The organism is Rhizobium sp. BT-226 (genome assembly GCF_025847085.2).
Taxonomy (GTDB): Bacteria; Pseudomonadota; Alphaproteobacteria; order Rhizobiales; family Rhizobiaceae; genus Rhizobium; species Rhizobium sophorae.
This window is the reverse complement of record NZ_JAOYTI010000002.1, coordinates 997,088-1,013,226: the sequence shown is the minus strand read 5'-3', so window position 1 is coordinate 1,013,226 and position 16,139 is coordinate 997,088. Positions and strand designations below refer to the sequence as shown.

Here is a 16,139-nt window from a genome sequence, read left to right as displayed (position 1 = left end):
TACCGCTGTTGGAACGCCGGCTGTATAGTGAATTGCAGGAGTAGCAGATGTTCCGGAACTACCGACCCGACCGGTGTTATATTATCGCCGAAATCGGCGGGAATTTTACGACTTTTGATCAGGCAAGACGGTTGATCGACGAGGCGAAGGCGTCGGGCGTGGACGCTGTCAAGCTCCAGACTTATCGGGCAGAGACCCTGTCGAGCCGCAATGCCATGTTCGATATGGAAAACACCGGTGTTACCTCGCAATTCGAGCTTTTCCGTAAATATGAAATCGGTCACGAGCTTCACGAAGCGGTTTTCCGCTATGCCGAGGAGCATGGGCTGGACTGGTTTTCGTCGCCCTCACACGAAACGGACGTGGATCTGTTGGAGCAGTGTGGGGTTGGCGCCCACAAGGTGGGCTCGGACGATGCGGTCAACATTCCCTTCCTCCGCTATCTGGCAAAAACGGGCAAGCCGATAATCCTGTCGACGGGGATGTCGACGCTCGACGAAGTTCGGGAATCCGTTGCCGCAATCAAGGAGGCAGGCAATCAGAAGCTCATTCTGCTGCACGCCATCACGAGCTATCCGACGCATCCGGAAAATGTGAACCTGCGTGCCATGCAAACGATGATGGAGGCGTTTCCGGATCTCGACGTTGGCTATTCCGACCATACGTTGACGCCGGTCGCCAGCCTTTGTGCTGCCGCGATGGGTGCACGGGTTATAGAGCGGCATTTCACCTACGATAAAGCCGCCGACGGTCCCGACCACATGCTCTCGGCCGATCCAGCAGAAATGAAATGGCTTGTGGATGCGATACGTGCGTTCGAAGTCATGAAAGGCAGTGGTCGCAAGGAACCGGCAGCCAGTGAAGCGACGACCAGATTGAACAACCGCAAGAGCATTGTCGTCAATCGACCGCTCAATGCCGGCCATGTCATCTCTGCCGGCGACATCTCGGTCAAGCGACCTGGGACAGGGATTGAACCGAAGCATCTCGACACTCTTGCGGGGCGACGGCTCGTAAAGGATCTTGATGCTGACGCCGTTCTCCAGTGGAGCGATCTGGCGTGACGCTTGGAATCATTATCCAGGCGCGGATGGGATCGACTCGATTACCGGGAAAGGTGCTGCGCGATATTTCCGGCAAACCGCTTCTCGGACATGTCCTGGGTAGACTTCGGATGTTGAGGCTGCCTGCCAGGATTGTCGTTGCGACCTCATCGGCCAAGGAGAACGATATTATCGAAGCCTGGTGCCTTGAGCATGGCGTAAGCTGCTTTCGTGGCGATGAAACCGATGTTCTCGATCGTTATTTTCAATGCGCAAAATCGCTCGGAATGTCCGACATTGTTCGATTGACCGCGGATAATCCTTTCACTGACATCGAGGAGCTCGAGAGGCTGATCGATCTGCACCAAAAGCAGGGATTCGACTACACGCATGCATTCGGCCAGTTGCCGATCGGCGTTGGTGCCGAGATATTTACGTTCGAAGCCTTGGCGCGCAGTCATCGCGAGGGAAAGCTGCCGCACCATCGCGAGCACGTGAATGAATACTTCACCGATCGGCCGGAGCTCTTCAAGATCGGTCAGCTCGATGTTCCCCCAATCAAAATCTCTCCGAACCTGCGCCTGACGGTGGATACCGAGGAAGACTGGAGACGTGCCTGCGCTCTCGCCGCGCGGGCGGGCGGGAATTGGCTTGGGACAGAGGAAGCGATCAGACTATGTTCGTCTTCTGCATAGAAAGTTCACATGCGCGCGGCATGGGACATCTGTTTCGGTCGTTGACGCTTGCTTTCGAACTGCGTTCACGCGGTCATCCGGTCCTATTTCTAGCGAACGATCATCCGAATTCGTTGAGGATCATCCGGGAGCGCGGCTTTGACGTGGCGCTTTATGATCTCGCCTCCGTGACCGGATGGGAGAATGGCTTTATCGAACCCGATGCATCGTCCTCGGTCTGGATCAATGACCGCCTGAATACGCAGCGATCCCACAGTGAAGCGATCAAGCGTTTGGGCGCCAAGCTTGTTACCTTTGATGATCGTGGTGATGGCGCGGAACTTGCCGATATCAATATCTGCGCTCTCCTGTTCGAAAAGACTGAGGGTCTCAAGGGCAAGGATGTTCGGCTGGGGGTGGAGTACATGATACTCAATCCTGAAATCGCGGCGTTTCGCAGGCTTCGGGAAAGCCTCGCGTCGATCCTTGTCACGCTCGGCGGCGCCGATACCTACGGCGTGACTGTCCGCGTCGCCAAGTGGCTGAGCAACAAGCCTTTTCCTGTCACCATCGTCACAGGCCCGAGCTTTCAACACATGGCGGAGCTTGAAGAGGTCGTAGCGACCGCGGCACCCGATCGGTTCAAACTGCTCAACCAGGTGCCGTCGCTGGCGGCAGAGATGCATGGCCACGATCTGGCGATTACCGGCGGCGGTGTTACCCCATTCGAAGCCTGTGCGGCTGGCTTGCCGTGTGTGGTGATCGCCAACGAACCTTTCGAAATCCCCGTCGGGCGTGCACTCGAGGGGTTAGGAGCGGCCTTCTTTGCCGGGCATCACTCGGCGTTCGATCTCGGCATCCTGGAAAAGCCGATCCCCATCAGGACCATGAGCGAGACTGCCATGACCAAGGTGGATCTTGGCGGGGTCGGCCGCGTTGCCGATTTGCTGGAAAGACTGGCTCCATGACCATCACAGCGGTTATTCACCAGCCGGATTTCGCTTCATATCTCGGCTTTTTTCAGCGTTTTTTGAATGCCAATCTCTATATCGTCCTGGATCACGTTCAGTTTGTCCATGGGACGAGCAAGAGCTGGACGCATCGTGATAAAATAAAGACGGCACAGGGCGATCGGTGGCTCACCGTCGGAATTAGAAAACCAAGGCTCGGCACACCGATCAACGAGGTTGAACTGGCGCCCGGCACCGGCTGGATAGACCAAAACCTTTCCCTGCTTCGCGAAAACTATCGCAAGTCCGCCGGTTGGGACGAAGTCTTTCCCCGCATCGAAGCCCTCTACGGCAAGCGGTTCGACCTGCTTGCCGATTTTAATATGCATTTCTTGGAGGGCATCCTGGATATGCTTGAAATCACGATGCCGACGGTGCGATCGAGTACTTTAAGTCCGGAAGGGCATAGGAATGAGCTGCTTGTCGAACTGCTGCGCAAAGTGGGAGCAACACGTTATCTCTCGGGCCTGGGCGCGCGCGACTATATGCGGCCGGAAGTATTCCAGGCAGCCGGAATCGAAATCGAATGGCAGCATTTCGTCCATCCGGTTTATCCACAGCCATTTGGCGCATTTATGCCCTATCTCAGCATTCTCGACACACTGCTGAATTGTGGTATTGCAGGCACGCGTGACCTGCTCTGGAGTTGCAAATGAATATTCTCGCGATCGGTGCCCATTTTGACGACGTGGAACTGGGCTGTGGCGGTGCACTGGCACGCCATGCTGCAAACGGCGACACGGTGTATGTCTATGTCGCGACCGTATCGGGCTTTTCAAACCAGTATGATCAGTCCGTGCGCAGCAGCCAGGTCGCCAGAGCGGAAGCGGATGCTGCGATGGAAATTCTCGGCGTCCAGAAAATGTTCTGCGGCGAGTTCAAAACGCTCCAGATCGAATTCGTCGATCCGCTGAATATCGAGATCCTCAAGCTCGTGCAGGATCTGAAGATCGATATGGTTTACACCCACTGGGTGGGAGACATTCACCATGACCACCTGGCCTTGTCGCGTGCATCGCTGCACAGCTGCCGCCATGTGCCTCGTCTGCTGATGTACCGCAGCAACTGGTACCATTCGACGGTGGATTTCAGGGGGAATTTCTACGTCGACATCACCTCCCATTGGGACCAGAAGGAAAAGGCGATCCTTGCCCATGAATCCGAGATGGAGCGCACAGGGCGGAAATGGGTGAGCTTCTTCCGCAATGAAGCGGAGAATGCCGGCCAGCGGATCGGTGTAAAATACGCGGAGGTTTTTGAGGTCGTAAAGTGGCTGCAGCTTTGAGAAAAATTTTGACCTTTGGCTCCATGCTGCTCCCCTATGGTGTGCATGAGTTGAGGCGCAGGCTAAGTACTCGCCACAAATTCTCTGCTGATGTCGCGAGATCACTGGCAGAAAATAGACAGCTTGCTGGTCAGCACGAGGGCGGCCGCTGTTTTATTTTAGGAAACGGCCCGAGCGTCAAGGGCTTGGATCTGTCGCGACTTCAAGGCGAAACCGTTATAACCGTTTCCAACGGCTATTTGCACTCCGAATTTGGCAAGTTCCAGTCACGTTATCATTGTGTCCCGCAGATTACCTACCTAACGATGACATCGGAGGACGTGATCCGCTGGTTTGACGAGATGCATTCGCACCTGGGCGCCGCAGAACTGTTTCTCAGTTCTACTGAAGCGGAACTGGTTCGAAAACACAATTTGTTTTCAGGGCGAACGGTTCGGTATCTTGTGCTCGGTGAAAGCTTCGACGAAAGAACATCAGAGGAAGTCGTCGATATCTCTCGACCGGTCCCTCGTGTAGAGTCGGTGCCTGTGATGGCCTTGATGATAGCGATGTATCTCGGCTTCAAAGAGATCATCCTGCTTGGCGTCGACCACGATCGGTTCCTGTCATCAACCTACCAATATGCGTTCGACCTCAAGGTGCAAAAGGGAAAAGATTTCACCGTAAATGCGGACGGCACCTTGACAAGGGGCCGTCACGACGAGTTTCAGCAGCTGGCGCGGCTGTGGCGACAATATCGAGCCATTGCGAATATCGCGAGAGCGAATGATATCCGCATCTTCAATTCCACACCCGGTGGGGCGCTGGACGAATTTGAGCGACGGCCGTTCGAAGCCTGGTTCGAGAAATGAGGCACATTGTTTTTTCGCTCCCGGGCCTTCACTGTTTGCTGGAGGTGTCGCGGGATTCGCCGCTGGCCCGTGAACAGCACATCTGGAGCGAGTTTCGGCGTCATAACGTCTTTTTCGACGGGCCTTACGATGATTGGCGCTCGGCCATGGCTGCTTCAGACGGATATAATGCGCCGGCTATTCTTGCCAGGGCTCTTGACGCGACACGCGCAGTTGTTCAGGGACGTGCCTCCTACGAGAGAGACACCGTCGTTTTCAAGGAAAGAAGCTACTCGCATCCTCTGCTCGCCTGGCTTCTCTATGTCGCGTCCCGTTCCGATCTTCGTTTGAGGGTGGTCGATTTCGGGGGCGCGTTGGGAAGTTCTTATTTCCAACACCGTTCGGCCTTGGCGCATCTTGCGGAACTGAATTGGTGCGTTGTCGAGCAACCTCATTTTGTGAGCGCGGGCAGAGCCGAATTCGAAGACGGAGGATTGAGCTTTTCCGACAGCGTGGATGAGGCGATCGATCGTGTGAGGCCTAACATCGTTCTGCTCTCCGGCGTTCTTCAGTATCTTGAACATTCTCATGAATATCTCGAGGATCTCCTGTCGAGAGGCGTCAAGTTCATACTTATCGACAGGACAGCAGCGCAATTCGATGTCGCGGCCGCACCCTTTGTGCAGCATGTGCCGGCGTGGATCTACAGCGCGAGGTACCCGGTATGGTTCTTGAACGCGCATGAAATGCGGGCCAGTTTTGCCAAGCATGATTATGAGGTTGTCGATCGGTTCCAGCCTGCTGGAACATTCGGCTTCGTGACGCCGCCGCCCTTGCAAGAATTGAAGCGTTGGGGCATTGGCGTTACACCAGCGCCTCAGCAGCACGAATGGCCGTATGTTGGCTGGTTTCTCGAGAAGCTGGAAATCTAGCGAATGCGCGTGAACGTCATTATCCCCGTCTTCAATCGTCTGGAGCACACCCGAAAGGTGTTGGAAGCCCTAAGAAGACAGACACTCTTCTCTGCGTTGACAATCGTTGTTGTCAACGACGGTTCGACCGATGGAACCGCAGAATACCTGCAGTCGCAGAGTGATGTGGTTGAAATCCGAAGCGACGGCAATCTTTGGTGGGGGGGTGCCATCGAGGAAGGACTGAAACACGTACTTCCGTCCTGCCGAGCGGACGACTATGTCCTGTTTCTCAATAACGATACCTGGTTCGACGAGCATTATGTTGAGACCTTGGTGCAGACATCCAAGGAAAATGGCGAGGCCGCGGTCGGAAGCGTCATACACGAAGAGGGCCGGGATCCGCCCCTTGTCAGTATTGGGGCGAAGGTCAACGTTAACCGACTTGCCGTGTGGGATCTGCTTTCGGAATTGAGCGAAACGGAAAAACGATCGCCCAAAAGCCAGTACCGTGTCGATGCGCTGAGTGGTCGGGGAACGCTCTATCCTGCGCCCCTGTTCAAGAAACATGGGGGCATGCGGCCGTCCCTTCTACCGCACTATATGGCTGACTACGAAGTCGCCATGCGCTTCGCGCGCGCGGGTGTGCCTCTGGTTGTCAGCAGCAACGCAATCGTTTATTCGCCTCCGATATATGGAAATGACACATCCAGACTTTCCTGGCGGAAGCAGTTATTTGGCAGGCGTTCGCCTCACAACGTGTTTCAGCGCCTTATTTTCTATTCGCTTGTCGGCTCACCGGTGCAACGCGTTACAGCACCGATCCGAATGGCGTATTTCTCGTGCAGCCGCGCGTTTTCGACGTGGAGGTCATTGGCGAAACGAAGGGAAGGAACAATATGAGTGGCGGCCAGCATCAGCAGTGCATCGCATGCGGATCGAAGATGGGGACTTTCATCGAGCGCATCAGCGACGATCGATATGGTTGCCCAGGCGTCTACTCGATAGACCGATGCGTTTCCTGTGGCCACATGTCGACGACGCCACGGCTGACGGAAGAGGATCTGCCGGCGCTCTATAGCAATTATTATCCCCGTCGGGAGATCGATTTTGATGCGCTGGAAAGAGAGGCTGCTCTCGTCGAGAAACCTCTCGCCGGGTTCCGCCGATGGATTGCCGGTACCGACAACCAAGGACACTATCTGGCCAAGCCGGGACAGAAGGTACTGGATATCGGCTGCGGTTCGTGCCTCTCGCTTCTGGAGATGCGCAGGCTCGGCGTGGAATGTTGGGGTATCGAGGCGGATCCGAACGTTCGTACGATCGCGGAGAAATATACTCTACGCGTTCATATCGGTAACATCTATGACGTGCCGTTCGCCGATCAGAAATTCGACCTCATCGTGCTGAACCAGGTCATCGAACATGTGCCCGATCCGCTTGCAATGCTGGCGGCCCTCAAGGATCGTCTCAATAGAGGCGGACGCGTCGTACTGGCTTTCCCGAATACCGGTTCCTTTCATCGCAAGCTCTGGAAAGAACGTTGGATAAACTGGCACATTCCATACCACCAGAACCATTTCAATCGAACGTCCTTTGCTCTGCTTGCTCGAAAATCCGGCTATGATGTCGAGCGTATCAGGACGATTACGCCCAATCTTTGGTCGGTGCTTCAGCTTAGAATGTCTCGGGAGCAGCGACAGGAGGGCAAGGCGTCCAATACCTGGTCGGAAAGCGGCGACCCTCAGAAGCCGCCGAGCTTTATTCAAAAGGTCCGCAACGTCGCAGTCTCGCGGGGCGCACGCCTCGCCGGTGTGATGATGGGCTTTGGAAACCGAGTTTTGGACGCCATGGGGCAGGGCGATAGTCTCCTGGTAGAACTGCGACTCTCCGCGACAAAGAACTAGGATTTAGAGTCATGCGGATTGCCGTATTCGATACCTACTATTCCCGATTTCTGACGATGCATTATCGTCGCAATCATGATCTGAGGTCGGCCTCTTCCCAAAGGCAGACGGACGCACTGCTTGAGGCAGCGTTCGGCACGTCCGATTTTTATTCGCGCCACCTGAAGGAACTGGGGTGCGACGTCATCGATATCGTCGGCAATTGTGTGCCGCTTCAATCGGCTTGGGCGCGAGAGAACAGCGAACCATTCAGCCCTTGGGCGATGAAGTTGCCGCATCGGTTTTTCAGGCTGCCTTATATCGGCGCGCGCCTTGCTGCCCTCCCTGGCTTGCTCGAGGTCGCGATGGCGCGGGTCCGCGCATTCAAGCCGGATGTACTCTATTGCCAGGATCTCAGCTTCTTTCCGCCTCATGCCCTGGCAGAGCTGAAAAAGACTGTACCATTGATCGTGGGGCAGATCGCTTGTCCATTGCCGCCCGACGGCTTTCTGCGGCCCTATGACCTCATTCTGACATCCTTCCCTCATTTCGTGCCGCGTTTTCGCGAGATGGGGATAAAATCCGAATATTTCAGGATTGGCTTCGATACGCGGGTGCTCGATATCCTTGGCGATATCGCGCGTGATGTGCCGGTGAGCTTCGTCGGGGGCATAAGCCGCCATCATGGCAAGGCGATCCCCTTGCTCGAACATCTTGCCAACACGACGCCGATACAATTTTTCGGCTACGGTGCCAGGACGCTTCCGCGCTCCTCTCCGATTCGAAAACGCCATAATGGCGAAGTCTGGGGTCCGGATATGTATCGTGCTCTGGCGCGCAGCCGGATCACCGTCAACCGGCATATCAACGTTGCCGAGAACAATGCCAACAACATGCGGCTCTACGAGGCGACCGGTGTCGGATCGCTGCTCATAACCGACAGGAAGGATAATCTCGGTGAGATATTCGAGGTCGGCAAGGAGGTGGTTGCCTATTCCAGCCCTGAGGAGGCGGCTGAACTTATCCGCCACTATATAGACCATCCCGACGAGGCCGATGCGATCGCAAAGGCTGGTCAGGCGAGGACGCTGAAGGACCACACCTACAAGTCGAGAATGGAAGAACTGATGCCGATCCTTGAGCGATATCTGGGGGGACAGGGCTGATGTCGTTTCTGCGCGCGAGTCTCAATCGCTTTCCGGGAGTGAAGAGCCAGTTGAAGCGATTGCGTGAACATCTGTTGCCTGCGACATCCGTATCATCACACTATGTCGAGATAGACGCGGCTCGTAGAGACAGTGAAAGTTCGCGGCTTGCTGCATCTTGGAAAGCGAGTGATCTACCAGCACGTCAGAGGACCCTTGTCGAGCGCCAGCTGAAGGAATATCGCAGCGGTGCTTCCATCGATGTATTCGATGTTTTTACCGCCGCGTTGCGCAGAATCGAAAACCTGCCGGCGAATGGCTCGCTGCTCGAAATCGGCTGTTCCAGCGGATATTATTCCGAAGTGCTTGAGGTGGATGGCTTGCCTTTGCGCTATCGGGGCTGTGATTATTCCGACGCTTTCATCGATATGGCGCGCAGCATCTACCCGAGACTGTCATTCGACGTGGAGGATGCGACTCGGCTCAGCTACCAGGATGAAGCTTTCGATGTCGTGGTCTCGGGATGCTGTCTGCTGCATATTCCCGACTATGAAGCGGCAATCGCAGAGAGCGCCCGCGTTGCCAAGAAATACGTGATTTTTCACCGTACGCCTGTTGTCTATGGAGAACCGACCAAGTATTTCCGCAAGCAAGCCTATGGGGTCGAGACCATAGAGATCCATTTTTCCGAGCCGCAGCTATTGGATATGTTTCGCGTTCATCGCCTGGAAGTCCAGGCGACCTTCACGCTCAACGAGAGCGCCGATCCACGTGACAGTAGCAAGGGCAATGCAAGCCGCACTTATTTGTGCAGGAAACAATCCCAGTCATGACGAACTACTTTTGTACCCTTTTCGACAGCGGTTATCTCATCAAGGGGATGGCCATGATGGAGAGCCTCGTCCAGTGGTGCCCCGACGCGCATGTCTTTGTGCTTTGCATGGACCAGCAGACGCAGGATATTTTGATCGCCTCCAAGAGGTCCTACATCACTTGCATTGCACTTGCCGATCTCGAGACGCCGGAACTCCTCGAAGCTAAGAAATCGCGCGGCGTCGCTGAATATTGCTGGACCTTGTCGCCGTGTCTGCCGAGTTTCGTGCTGGAGCAGCACCCGGAAATCGATTTCATCACCTATCTCGACTCCGATCTGCTGTTCTATTCACCGCTCCGTCCAATTTTTGATGAGATCGGTGCTAGTTCCATCGCCATTATCGAACACCGCTTTGCCCCGCGGCTGCAGAACAGGGAAGTAAACGGCCGCTTCTGTGTGGAATGGGTGAGTTTCCGACGCGATGAAGAGGGAATGCGCTGCCTTGCGCGCTGGCGCGAGCAGTGCATCGAATGGTGCTACTATCGCCTGGAAGACGGAAAAATGGGTGACCAGAAATATCTGGACGAATGGCCGGATCTCTATCCGAATTGCCATATCATCGAGCATCCGGGAGCTGGGGTTGCTCCCTGGAATTACGAAAAGCTGCATTTTACGCAGAATGCATCAGGCAAGATCGAGGTCGATGGTTCGCCTCTGATTTTTTATCACTTTCACCAGTTTCAGTTGCTGACCAATGGCATGTTCGATCGATTGTCGACTTTCTACACCGCCGTTTGCGAAGAGCCGGCGGCTGTTTACGAGACTTACGAGCGCGCGCTGATGCGAGCCCTGAAGGTGATCAGGACGATTTCTCCAGGCTTTTCCGGCGGCCTTCGCCCCTTTTTCAAGGTCATGGCGCGCAGATGGGTGCAACGTCATGTTCCCCTGCCGGTTAAACGCTTCCTGCACAATTTCATCAGGTATTGACGTCATGCTCGCGAGGAGGGGCCTTGCCTCCGACCCGTTATTGATACTGGCGGTCGATCCATTGGCGGTAGCCGCCGCTTGTGACGTTTTCCACCCATGCTTGGTTGGCGAGATACCATTCGACGGTCTTACGAATGCCGGTCTCGAATGTTTCGACCGGGCGCCAGTCCAACTCTCGCTCGATCTTGGTCGCATCGATGGCGTAACGGCGATCATGACCGGGCCGATCACGCACAAAGGAGATCTGGGCCTTGTAGCTCGCCCCGCGTGGCAGGGGCCTCAATTCATCAAGGATCTCGCAGAGCGTATTGACCACCGATAGATTGGTCAGCTCGTTTCTGCCGCCGACATTATAGGTGTCCCCAACCTTTCCATTCTCCATAACGCACCGGATCGCGCTGCAGTGGTCCTTGACGAACAGCCAGTCGCGCACCTGCATCCCGTCGCCGTAGATTGGGATCTGCTTTCCCGAGAGTGCATTATGAATGACCAGGGGAATAAGCTTCTCGGGAAAATGATAGGGACCATAATTGTTCGAACAGTTCGTCGTCAGAACCGGTAACCCGTAGGTGTGATGATAGGCGCGAACCAGATGATCGCTCGCTGCCTTGCTTGCGGAATAAGGGCTGTTGGGTTCGTATTTGCGATGCTCGCTGAAGGGAGCCTCCGCCGGGGCAAGCGAACCGTAGACTTCGTCCGTCGACACGTGAAGAAAACGGAAGCTCTCTTGGAAGGCTTCATCCTGTGAGGCAAGAAATCCGCGGATAGCCTCCAACAGGCGAAAAGTACCGACAATATTCGTCTGGATAAATTCCTCAGGCCCGTGGATCGATCGATCGACGTGACTTTCGGCAGCGAAATTCAGGATTGCGCGAGGACGATGGGAGCGGAGCAATTCTTCGATAAGATCATAGTCCGAGATGCTGCCTTTGACGAACAGATGGCGCGGGTCCTCCCAGACGGAGGCGAGGTTCTCCAGGTTGCCGGCATAGGTCAGCACATCGAGGTTGACGATCGGCTCATCATGAAGCGCAAGCCAATCGAGTACGAAATTCGCACCGATGAAACCTGCCCCTCCCGTCACCAGGATCATATTTTCCCCCTTGGAGATCTGATAATTTGGAAAACTCTAGTCTCATTGTGCCAGTCCCACGTCAACCGCAGAGATCCGCGATGGCCATTTCGATTGCCTTGCTCGGTTACATGGGGGTTGCGCTAGTTCGGCCGTTTCCATAAACACATCCCGAAGATTGCATCGAAAGACGGCGTAGAAAATGACAAAAACCGCGCTTATTACTGGGGTGACTGGTCAGGATGGTGCCTATTTGGCCGAATTGCTTCTGAGCAAGGGCTATACGGTGCACGGTATCAAGCGGCGGTCCTCGTCTTTTAATACCGGCCGCATCGAACATATCTATCAGGATCCGCATGAGGCACATCCTCGCTTCATTCTCCACTATGGCGATATGATCGACTCGACCAACCTGCTGCGGATCGTGCAGCAGACGCAGCCCGATGAAATCTACAATCTTGCCGCACAAAGCCATGTGGGTGTCAGCTTCGAAACGCCTGAATATACGGCGGATGCCGATGGCATCGGGACGTTGAGGTTGCTCGAAGCGATCCGTATCCTGGGGCTTGAGGAAAAGACTCGATTCTACCAGGCATCGACCTCGGAACTCTACGGTCTTGTGCAGGAAGTGCCGCAGAACGAGAAGACGCCCTTTTACCCGCGTTCTCCCTATGCCGCAGCCAAGCTCTATGCCTACTGGATCGTCGTGAATTATCGCGAGGCCTACGGCATGCATGCGTCGAACGGCATTCTTTTCAATCACGAAAGCCCGCTTCGCGGCGAAACCTTCGTCACGCGCAAGATCACGATGGCGGTGGCTGCCATCCATCTGGGGCGGCAGGATAAGCTTTTCCTCGGCAATCTCGACGCCAAGCGTGACTGGGGCCACGCGCGTGAATATGTCGAGGGCATGTGGCGCATGCTGCAGCAGGACAAGCCGGATGACTACGTCTTGGCGACCGGTGAGACGACGAGTGTCCGCCAGTTTGTGGAGTGGGCTTTTGCCGACGTGGGCATTGCTTTGGAATGGAAGGGGTCCGGCGTCGACGAAAAGGGTTATGACTCCGTGTCCGGCGCCTGCCTTGTGGAAATCGACCCGCGGTATTTCCGCCCGACGGAAGTCGACCTTTTGCTTGGCGACCCGACCAAGGCACGTCAGAAATTGGGCTGGCACCACAAGACCCCGGTTCGCGAACTCGCCGCCGAAATGGTGCGTGAAGATATCAAGCACTGGAAGGCCCTGAACAGCAGGAAAGATAGCTGAGTGTCCGACTTGTCCAACAGGAAAATCTGGGTCGCCGGCCATCGCGGCATGGTGGGCAGCGCGCTTGTGCGCAGGCTTCACTCAGAAAATTGCACTGTCATCACGGCAACGCGACAGGAGCTTGATCTCAAACGGCAGGACGAGGTCGAGAGATTCGTCCAGACGAACAGACCGGATGCGATCATCCTCGCTGCTGCAAAGGTTGGCGGTATTCTTGCGAACGATGCCTTCCCGGCCGATTTCCTCTACGATAACCTGATTATTGAGGCCAATATCTTCGAAGCCGCACATCGTAACGGCGTCGACAGGCTTCTGTTTCTGGGCTCAAGCTGCATTTATCCTAAATTCGCGCCGCAGCCGATTTCTGAAGATGCGCTTCTGACCGGACCGCTTGAGCCGACCAACGAGTGGTATGCTGTCGCCAAGATTGCCGGGATCAAGCTGGCCGAATCCTACCGCAAGCAGCACGGACGCGATTATATTTCTGCCATGCCCACCAACCTCTATGGTCCGGGCGATAATTTCGATCTGCAATCCAGTCACGTTCTGCCGGCGCTAATTCACAAAGCGCACCTCGCAAAGGTGACGGGGGCATCCGAAATTGCCATCTGGGGAACCGGAAAGCCACGACGGGAATTCCTCCACGTTGACGATTGCGCGGATGCGCTGGTTTTCCTGTTGAAGAACTATTCGGACGCGCAGCACATCAATGTCGGTTCGGGAGAGGACATTGAAATCATCGAGCTCGCGCGGTTGGTTTGCCGTGTTGTCGGTTACGAAGGAAAAATTGCCCACGACCTCTCCAAGCCTGACGGGACGCCGCGTAAGCTCATGAGCACCGACAAGCTGAAGAACATGGGCTGGAAGCCACGCATCTCGCTGGAGGAAGGTATCCGCGCAGTGTATGATTGGTTTCTGCAGTTCGAAGGTAACGCCGCCGTGGCGCAACAATAGGTCGGGCATCCAGAACTCCAAAGGGCGGCGATTGGCGTGACGTGTGAGCCGTCAGCTTTAGGCGACGTGGCTGCTGCCCTTGATCGAGACGATGGGGTATGCCGAAAGTCCGGACTTGAACACCAATTTCACCGTCGTTCCCGGCGTCTGTCCGCTCAATCTCATGGAGAAGCGGAAGACGTTCGACCAGCGTTCGGCTGAGAACTTGCAGTTCGTTCGGATTGCCTGGCGTGCGGCGGTACCAGGAAATCGAGGAGACCGTCGCCCCGCAGGTCGGCGGTTCTCTTTTCCAGAATGTCACCGATCAGGGTCGTCAGAAATTCGGCTGTCAGATGGTTCCAGTCTGTGATGAACGGAACACCCCTGCTGCTCGTGAGGCATTTCTCCTTGTCGTAATCACAGTGAAGCTTGACGATATCGACGTAGGTGAAAGCAAGATGAGATGGGAAAAATGGCAGTTGATCCAAATGCTGGTTGGCCGGCGGATAGGTCGCTTCCCGCAGGCATATAGAGGCATCGGATCTTCTCTGAAACATGAGCCCCAGGCACGATTGCGATTCCTCGAGCTGGAAATAATTTCCGAAAACGAAAATTCGCGCGTCATCCGAGTGGCTTTTCATCCAGGAAAGAAGCTCAAACCTGAAGGGGTTGACGGTGTACTCAAAAGGCCGAAGGCTCGTGAGGAATATCGCTTTCGTTCGGCTGAGCAATGACTTGTCGTTGATATATTTTTCAAAGGGAATGCAGTATTTATCGTAAATGCTGGCGCGAGAGGGGGCCTTAACAATATCGTTCTTGATCTCTACCATGCAGTTCAAGTAGCTGACTGCCACGATTTGATATCGGTCGGTATCGATGTAATTTTTCAGCGCGATTGACCAGTTTCTGGCGTGCGAGTCCCCGATGATGAAGATAATGGGTTTCGCAGCTTGAATGTTGTCGTTCAGGCTTAGAAAAGTGCTTTCGAGCCGTGCTTCGTTCGCCTGTGCGAGAGGTGAATAGACTTCATCCAGCCTGTGAGGAAAACCGGCCATAGAGATTGCTGACAGGACAGCAGCCGCGATGGTTGCAACTGATGAGCTCAGGGTGATCCAGAGAGCGCGGCTTCTCCTGGTGTGGCGAAAGGGCTTTTCGATGACGACAAAGCTGACGACCGCGACCAGGACCGTCACTGCGATGGCGAGAAGCTTGTCACCATTGTCGAAATTCAAGCTTGTCAACCGCCAGAAGGCGAAGACCGGATAGTGCCACAAATATAAGGAGTAGGATATTAATCCGGTGAATGCCGCAGGCCGAGAAGCCAACAGGCGCCCGGCTGCGTTCTGCTGACCGGCGAATGCGAGCACCAGACAGGTCCCGATGACTGGGATCAAAGTCAACCGGCCAGGATGAACCGTATCCTTTCCAAAAAAGATGAGTGAACCAAGAACGAGGACAAGCCCGGCCGCCGCGAGGAACGGCCGAGGGCGAGTTCGTCCACGCCTCACCTCATGATAGGCGAGAAGTGTTCCGGCCAGCAGTTCCCAGGCCCGGGTGAGCGGCGAGTAGAAGGCCTGCTGCTGATCATACCGTACAATTAAGACACATAATACAAAGCTGAGTGATGCCACGAGCAAGACGCATGGCAAAAATCTTGATTTCAGGTATCGGAGCACGATCAGCAATAAGAACGGAAACCCGATATAAAATTGCTCCTCGACGCTCAACGACCAAGTGTGCAGAAAAGGCTTGAGAAGGGTGCTGGGCTCTCCGTACAGAGCCGCCGTTAAATAGAAATAGATATTCGATCCAAATATGAGCGCCGAACCTATGGAGTTCGCGTAATCCAGCAGTTCCGATGGTAGTAAAAGGCAATAAGCGAAAGGAATTGTCGCGAAAATGACTGCGAACAACGCAGGAAGAATTCTTCGCGCACGCCGAGCGTAGAATTTAAGGAAATCAATACGCCCGGTTGCTTCGATTTCTGTCAACAAGATTTGGGAAATCAGAAAGCCGCTGATCACAAAAAATACATCGACGCCGATGTATCCGCCCTGCAACAACGTGTGGCCGGCAACCGTGAACTCGGCGTGATACAGAATAACCGCGATCACCGATATGGCCCTTAGGCCATCGATCTCTGGTCTGTAAACCTTCAATGCTAGCGCCTGCCTTCGATATCCAGAGCGTAACTTTGTCGCGCCCAACATTGGCGCTTTTGGGCTGCCTAACACAGAGATCTTGGAGGGAGAACAGTATGGCCTGATAAAAGATTTGCGGGCGCG

Annotated in this window: 16 protein-coding genes; 14 read left to right on the top strand and 2 right to left on the bottom strand. The window is 55.0% G+C overall.

What is annotated here, in order from left to right:
• Nucleotides 1-47: 47 nt before the first annotated feature.
• From OIU37_RS15245 to OIU37_RS15190, 12 genes are read left to right on the top strand one after another with little or no spacing between them, the layout of a single operon-like run.
• Nucleotides 48-1,064 (top strand): N-acetylneuraminate synthase family protein, encoded by a 1,017-nt coding sequence (locus tag OIU37_RS15245; protein ID WP_180693727.1) that lies wholly within the window; start codon nucleotides 48-50, stop codon nucleotides 1,062-1,064.
• Nucleotides 1,061-1,738 carry a glycosyltransferase family protein gene (locus tag OIU37_RS15240; RefSeq protein ID WP_180693726.1) on the top strand — a complete coding sequence of 226 codons (678 nt, stop codon included), beginning with the start codon at nucleotides 1,061-1,063 and terminating at the stop codon, nucleotides 1,736-1,738. The genes OIU37_RS15245 and OIU37_RS15240 overlap by 4 nt, the downstream gene beginning before the upstream one ends.
• Nucleotides 1,720-2,685: a glycosyl transferase gene (locus tag OIU37_RS15235; protein WP_180693725.1), complete on the top strand. Its 966-nt coding sequence runs from the start codon at nucleotides 1,720-1,722 to the stop codon at nucleotides 2,683-2,685. Before OIU37_RS15240 ends, OIU37_RS15235 begins: the two co-directional genes overlap by 19 nt.
• Nucleotides 2,682-3,383 carry a WbqC family protein gene (locus tag OIU37_RS15230; protein WP_168317431.1) on the top strand — a complete coding sequence of 234 codons (702 nt, stop codon included), beginning with the start codon at nucleotides 2,682-2,684 and terminating at the stop codon, nucleotides 3,381-3,383. The genes OIU37_RS15235 and OIU37_RS15230 overlap by 4 nt, the downstream gene beginning before the upstream one ends.
• A complete protein-coding gene (locus OIU37_RS15225; protein ID WP_003545689.1) occupies nucleotides 3,380-4,012 on the top strand; it encodes a PIG-L deacetylase family protein in 633 nt (210 codons plus the stop codon). Before OIU37_RS15230 ends, OIU37_RS15225 begins: the two co-directional genes overlap by 4 nt.
• The gene (locus tag OIU37_RS15220; RefSeq protein WP_168317432.1) at nucleotides 3,997-4,863 is read left to right on the top strand and encodes a hypothetical protein; all 867 of its coding nucleotides are present in this window, start codon (nucleotides 3,997-3,999) and stop codon (nucleotides 4,861-4,863) included. Before OIU37_RS15225 ends, OIU37_RS15220 begins: the two co-directional genes overlap by 16 nt.
• Nucleotides 4,860-5,774: a TIGR04325 family methyltransferase gene (locus OIU37_RS15215; RefSeq protein ID WP_180693724.1), complete on the top strand. Its 915-nt coding sequence runs from the start codon at nucleotides 4,860-4,862 to the stop codon at nucleotides 5,772-5,774. The genes OIU37_RS15220 and OIU37_RS15215 overlap by 4 nt, the downstream gene beginning before the upstream one ends.
• 3 nt (nucleotides 5,775-5,777) lie before the next feature.
• Nucleotides 5,778-6,656 carry a glycosyltransferase family 2 protein gene (locus OIU37_RS15210; protein ID WP_180693723.1) on the top strand — a complete coding sequence of 293 codons (879 nt, stop codon included), beginning with the start codon at nucleotides 5,778-5,780 and terminating at the stop codon, nucleotides 6,654-6,656.
• Nucleotides 6,653-7,660 (top strand): bifunctional 2-polyprenyl-6-hydroxyphenol methylase/3-demethylubiquinol 3-O-methyltransferase UbiG, encoded by a 1,008-nt coding sequence (locus OIU37_RS15205; protein WP_180693722.1) that lies wholly within the window; start codon nucleotides 6,653-6,655, stop codon nucleotides 7,658-7,660. The genes OIU37_RS15210 and OIU37_RS15205 overlap by 4 nt, the downstream gene beginning before the upstream one ends.
• Nucleotides 7,661-7,671: 11 nt before the next feature.
• Nucleotides 7,672-8,805: a glycosyltransferase gene (locus OIU37_RS15200; protein ID WP_180693721.1), complete on the top strand. Its 1,134-nt coding sequence runs from the start codon at nucleotides 7,672-7,674 to the stop codon at nucleotides 8,803-8,805.
• Entirely contained in the window at nucleotides 8,805-9,617 is an 813-nt protein-coding gene (locus tag OIU37_RS15195) for a class I SAM-dependent methyltransferase (RefSeq protein ID WP_264257994.1), read from the top strand. The genes OIU37_RS15200 and OIU37_RS15195 overlap by 1 nt, the downstream gene beginning before the upstream one ends.
• Nucleotides 9,614-10,585, top strand: a complete 972-nt coding sequence (locus OIU37_RS15190) for a hypothetical protein (protein WP_180693719.1) — start codon at nucleotides 9,614-9,616, stop codon at nucleotides 10,583-10,585. The genes OIU37_RS15195 and OIU37_RS15190 overlap by 4 nt, the downstream gene beginning before the upstream one ends.
• A 37-nt stretch (nucleotides 10,586-10,622) precedes the next feature.
• On the opposite strand, the gene rfbB is transcribed toward OIU37_RS15190, so the two are convergent.
• Nucleotides 10,623-11,678: a dTDP-glucose 4,6-dehydratase gene (gene rfbB / locus OIU37_RS15185; protein ID WP_180693718.1), complete on the bottom strand. Its 1,056-nt coding sequence runs from the start codon at nucleotides 11,676-11,678 to the stop codon at nucleotides 10,623-10,625.
• A 181-nt stretch (nucleotides 11,679-11,859) separates the two neighbouring features.
• Here rfbB and gmd point away from each other — a divergent pair, with 181 nt between their 5' ends.
• Both gmd and OIU37_RS15175 read left to right on the top strand, forming a co-directional pair.
• On the top strand, nucleotides 11,860-12,921 hold the full coding sequence (gmd, locus tag OIU37_RS15180; protein ID WP_168317439.1) for a GDP-mannose 4,6-dehydratase: 1,062 nt from the start codon (nucleotides 11,860-11,862) through the stop codon (nucleotides 12,919-12,921).
• Nucleotides 12,922-13,875 (top strand): GDP-L-fucose synthase, encoded by a 954-nt coding sequence (locus OIU37_RS15175; RefSeq protein WP_264257993.1) that lies wholly within the window; start codon nucleotides 12,922-12,924, stop codon nucleotides 13,873-13,875. It abuts the gene before it with no gap.
• A 161-nt stretch (nucleotides 13,876-14,036) separates the two neighbouring features.
• Here OIU37_RS15175 and OIU37_RS15170 read toward each other — a convergent pair whose 3' ends face one another.
• Nucleotides 14,037-16,013 (bottom strand): acyltransferase family protein, encoded by a 1,977-nt coding sequence (locus OIU37_RS15170; RefSeq protein WP_264257992.1) that lies wholly within the window; start codon nucleotides 16,011-16,013, stop codon nucleotides 14,037-14,039.
• Nucleotides 16,014-16,139: the final 126 nt, after the last annotated feature.

What these genes read in the sequence shown, in the direction of transcription:
- OIU37_RS15245 (WP_180693727.1), top strand. Translation starts at nt 48, where the DNA reads ATGTTCCGGAACTACCGACCCGACCGGTGTTATATTATCGCCGAAATC.
- OIU37_RS15235 (WP_180693725.1), top strand. Translation starts at nt 1,720, where the DNA reads ATGTTCGTCTTCTGCATAGAAAGTTCACATGCGCGCGGCATGGGACAT.
- OIU37_RS15230 (WP_168317431.1), top strand. Translation starts at nt 2,682, where the DNA reads ATGACCATCACAGCGGTTATTCACCAGCCGGATTTCGCTTCATATCTC.
- OIU37_RS15225 (WP_003545689.1), top strand. Translation starts at nt 3,380, where the DNA reads ATGAATATTCTCGCGATCGGTGCCCATTTTGACGACGTGGAACTGGGC.
- OIU37_RS15215 (WP_180693724.1), top strand. Translation starts at nt 4,860, where the DNA reads ATGAGGCACATTGTTTTTTCGCTCCCGGGCCTTCACTGTTTGCTGGAG.
- OIU37_RS15210 (WP_180693723.1), top strand. Translation starts at nt 5,778, where the DNA reads ATGCGCGTGAACGTCATTATCCCCGTCTTCAATCGTCTGGAGCACACC.
- OIU37_RS15205 (WP_180693722.1), top strand. Translation starts at nt 6,653, where the DNA reads ATGAGTGGCGGCCAGCATCAGCAGTGCATCGCATGCGGATCGAAGATG.
- OIU37_RS15200 (WP_180693721.1), top strand. Translation starts at nt 7,672, where the DNA reads ATGCGGATTGCCGTATTCGATACCTACTATTCCCGATTTCTGACGATG.
- OIU37_RS15195 (WP_264257994.1), top strand. Translation starts at nt 8,805, where the DNA reads ATGTCGTTTCTGCGCGCGAGTCTCAATCGCTTTCCGGGAGTGAAGAGC.
- OIU37_RS15190 (WP_180693719.1), top strand. Translation starts at nt 9,614, where the DNA reads ATGACGAACTACTTTTGTACCCTTTTCGACAGCGGTTATCTCATCAAG.
- rfbB (WP_180693718.1), bottom strand. Translation starts at nt 11,678, where the DNA reads ATGATCCTGGTGACGGGAGGGGCAGGTTTCATCGGTGCGAATTTCGTA.
- gmd (WP_168317439.1), top strand. Translation starts at nt 11,860, where the DNA reads ATGACAAAAACCGCGCTTATTACTGGGGTGACTGGTCAGGATGGTGCC.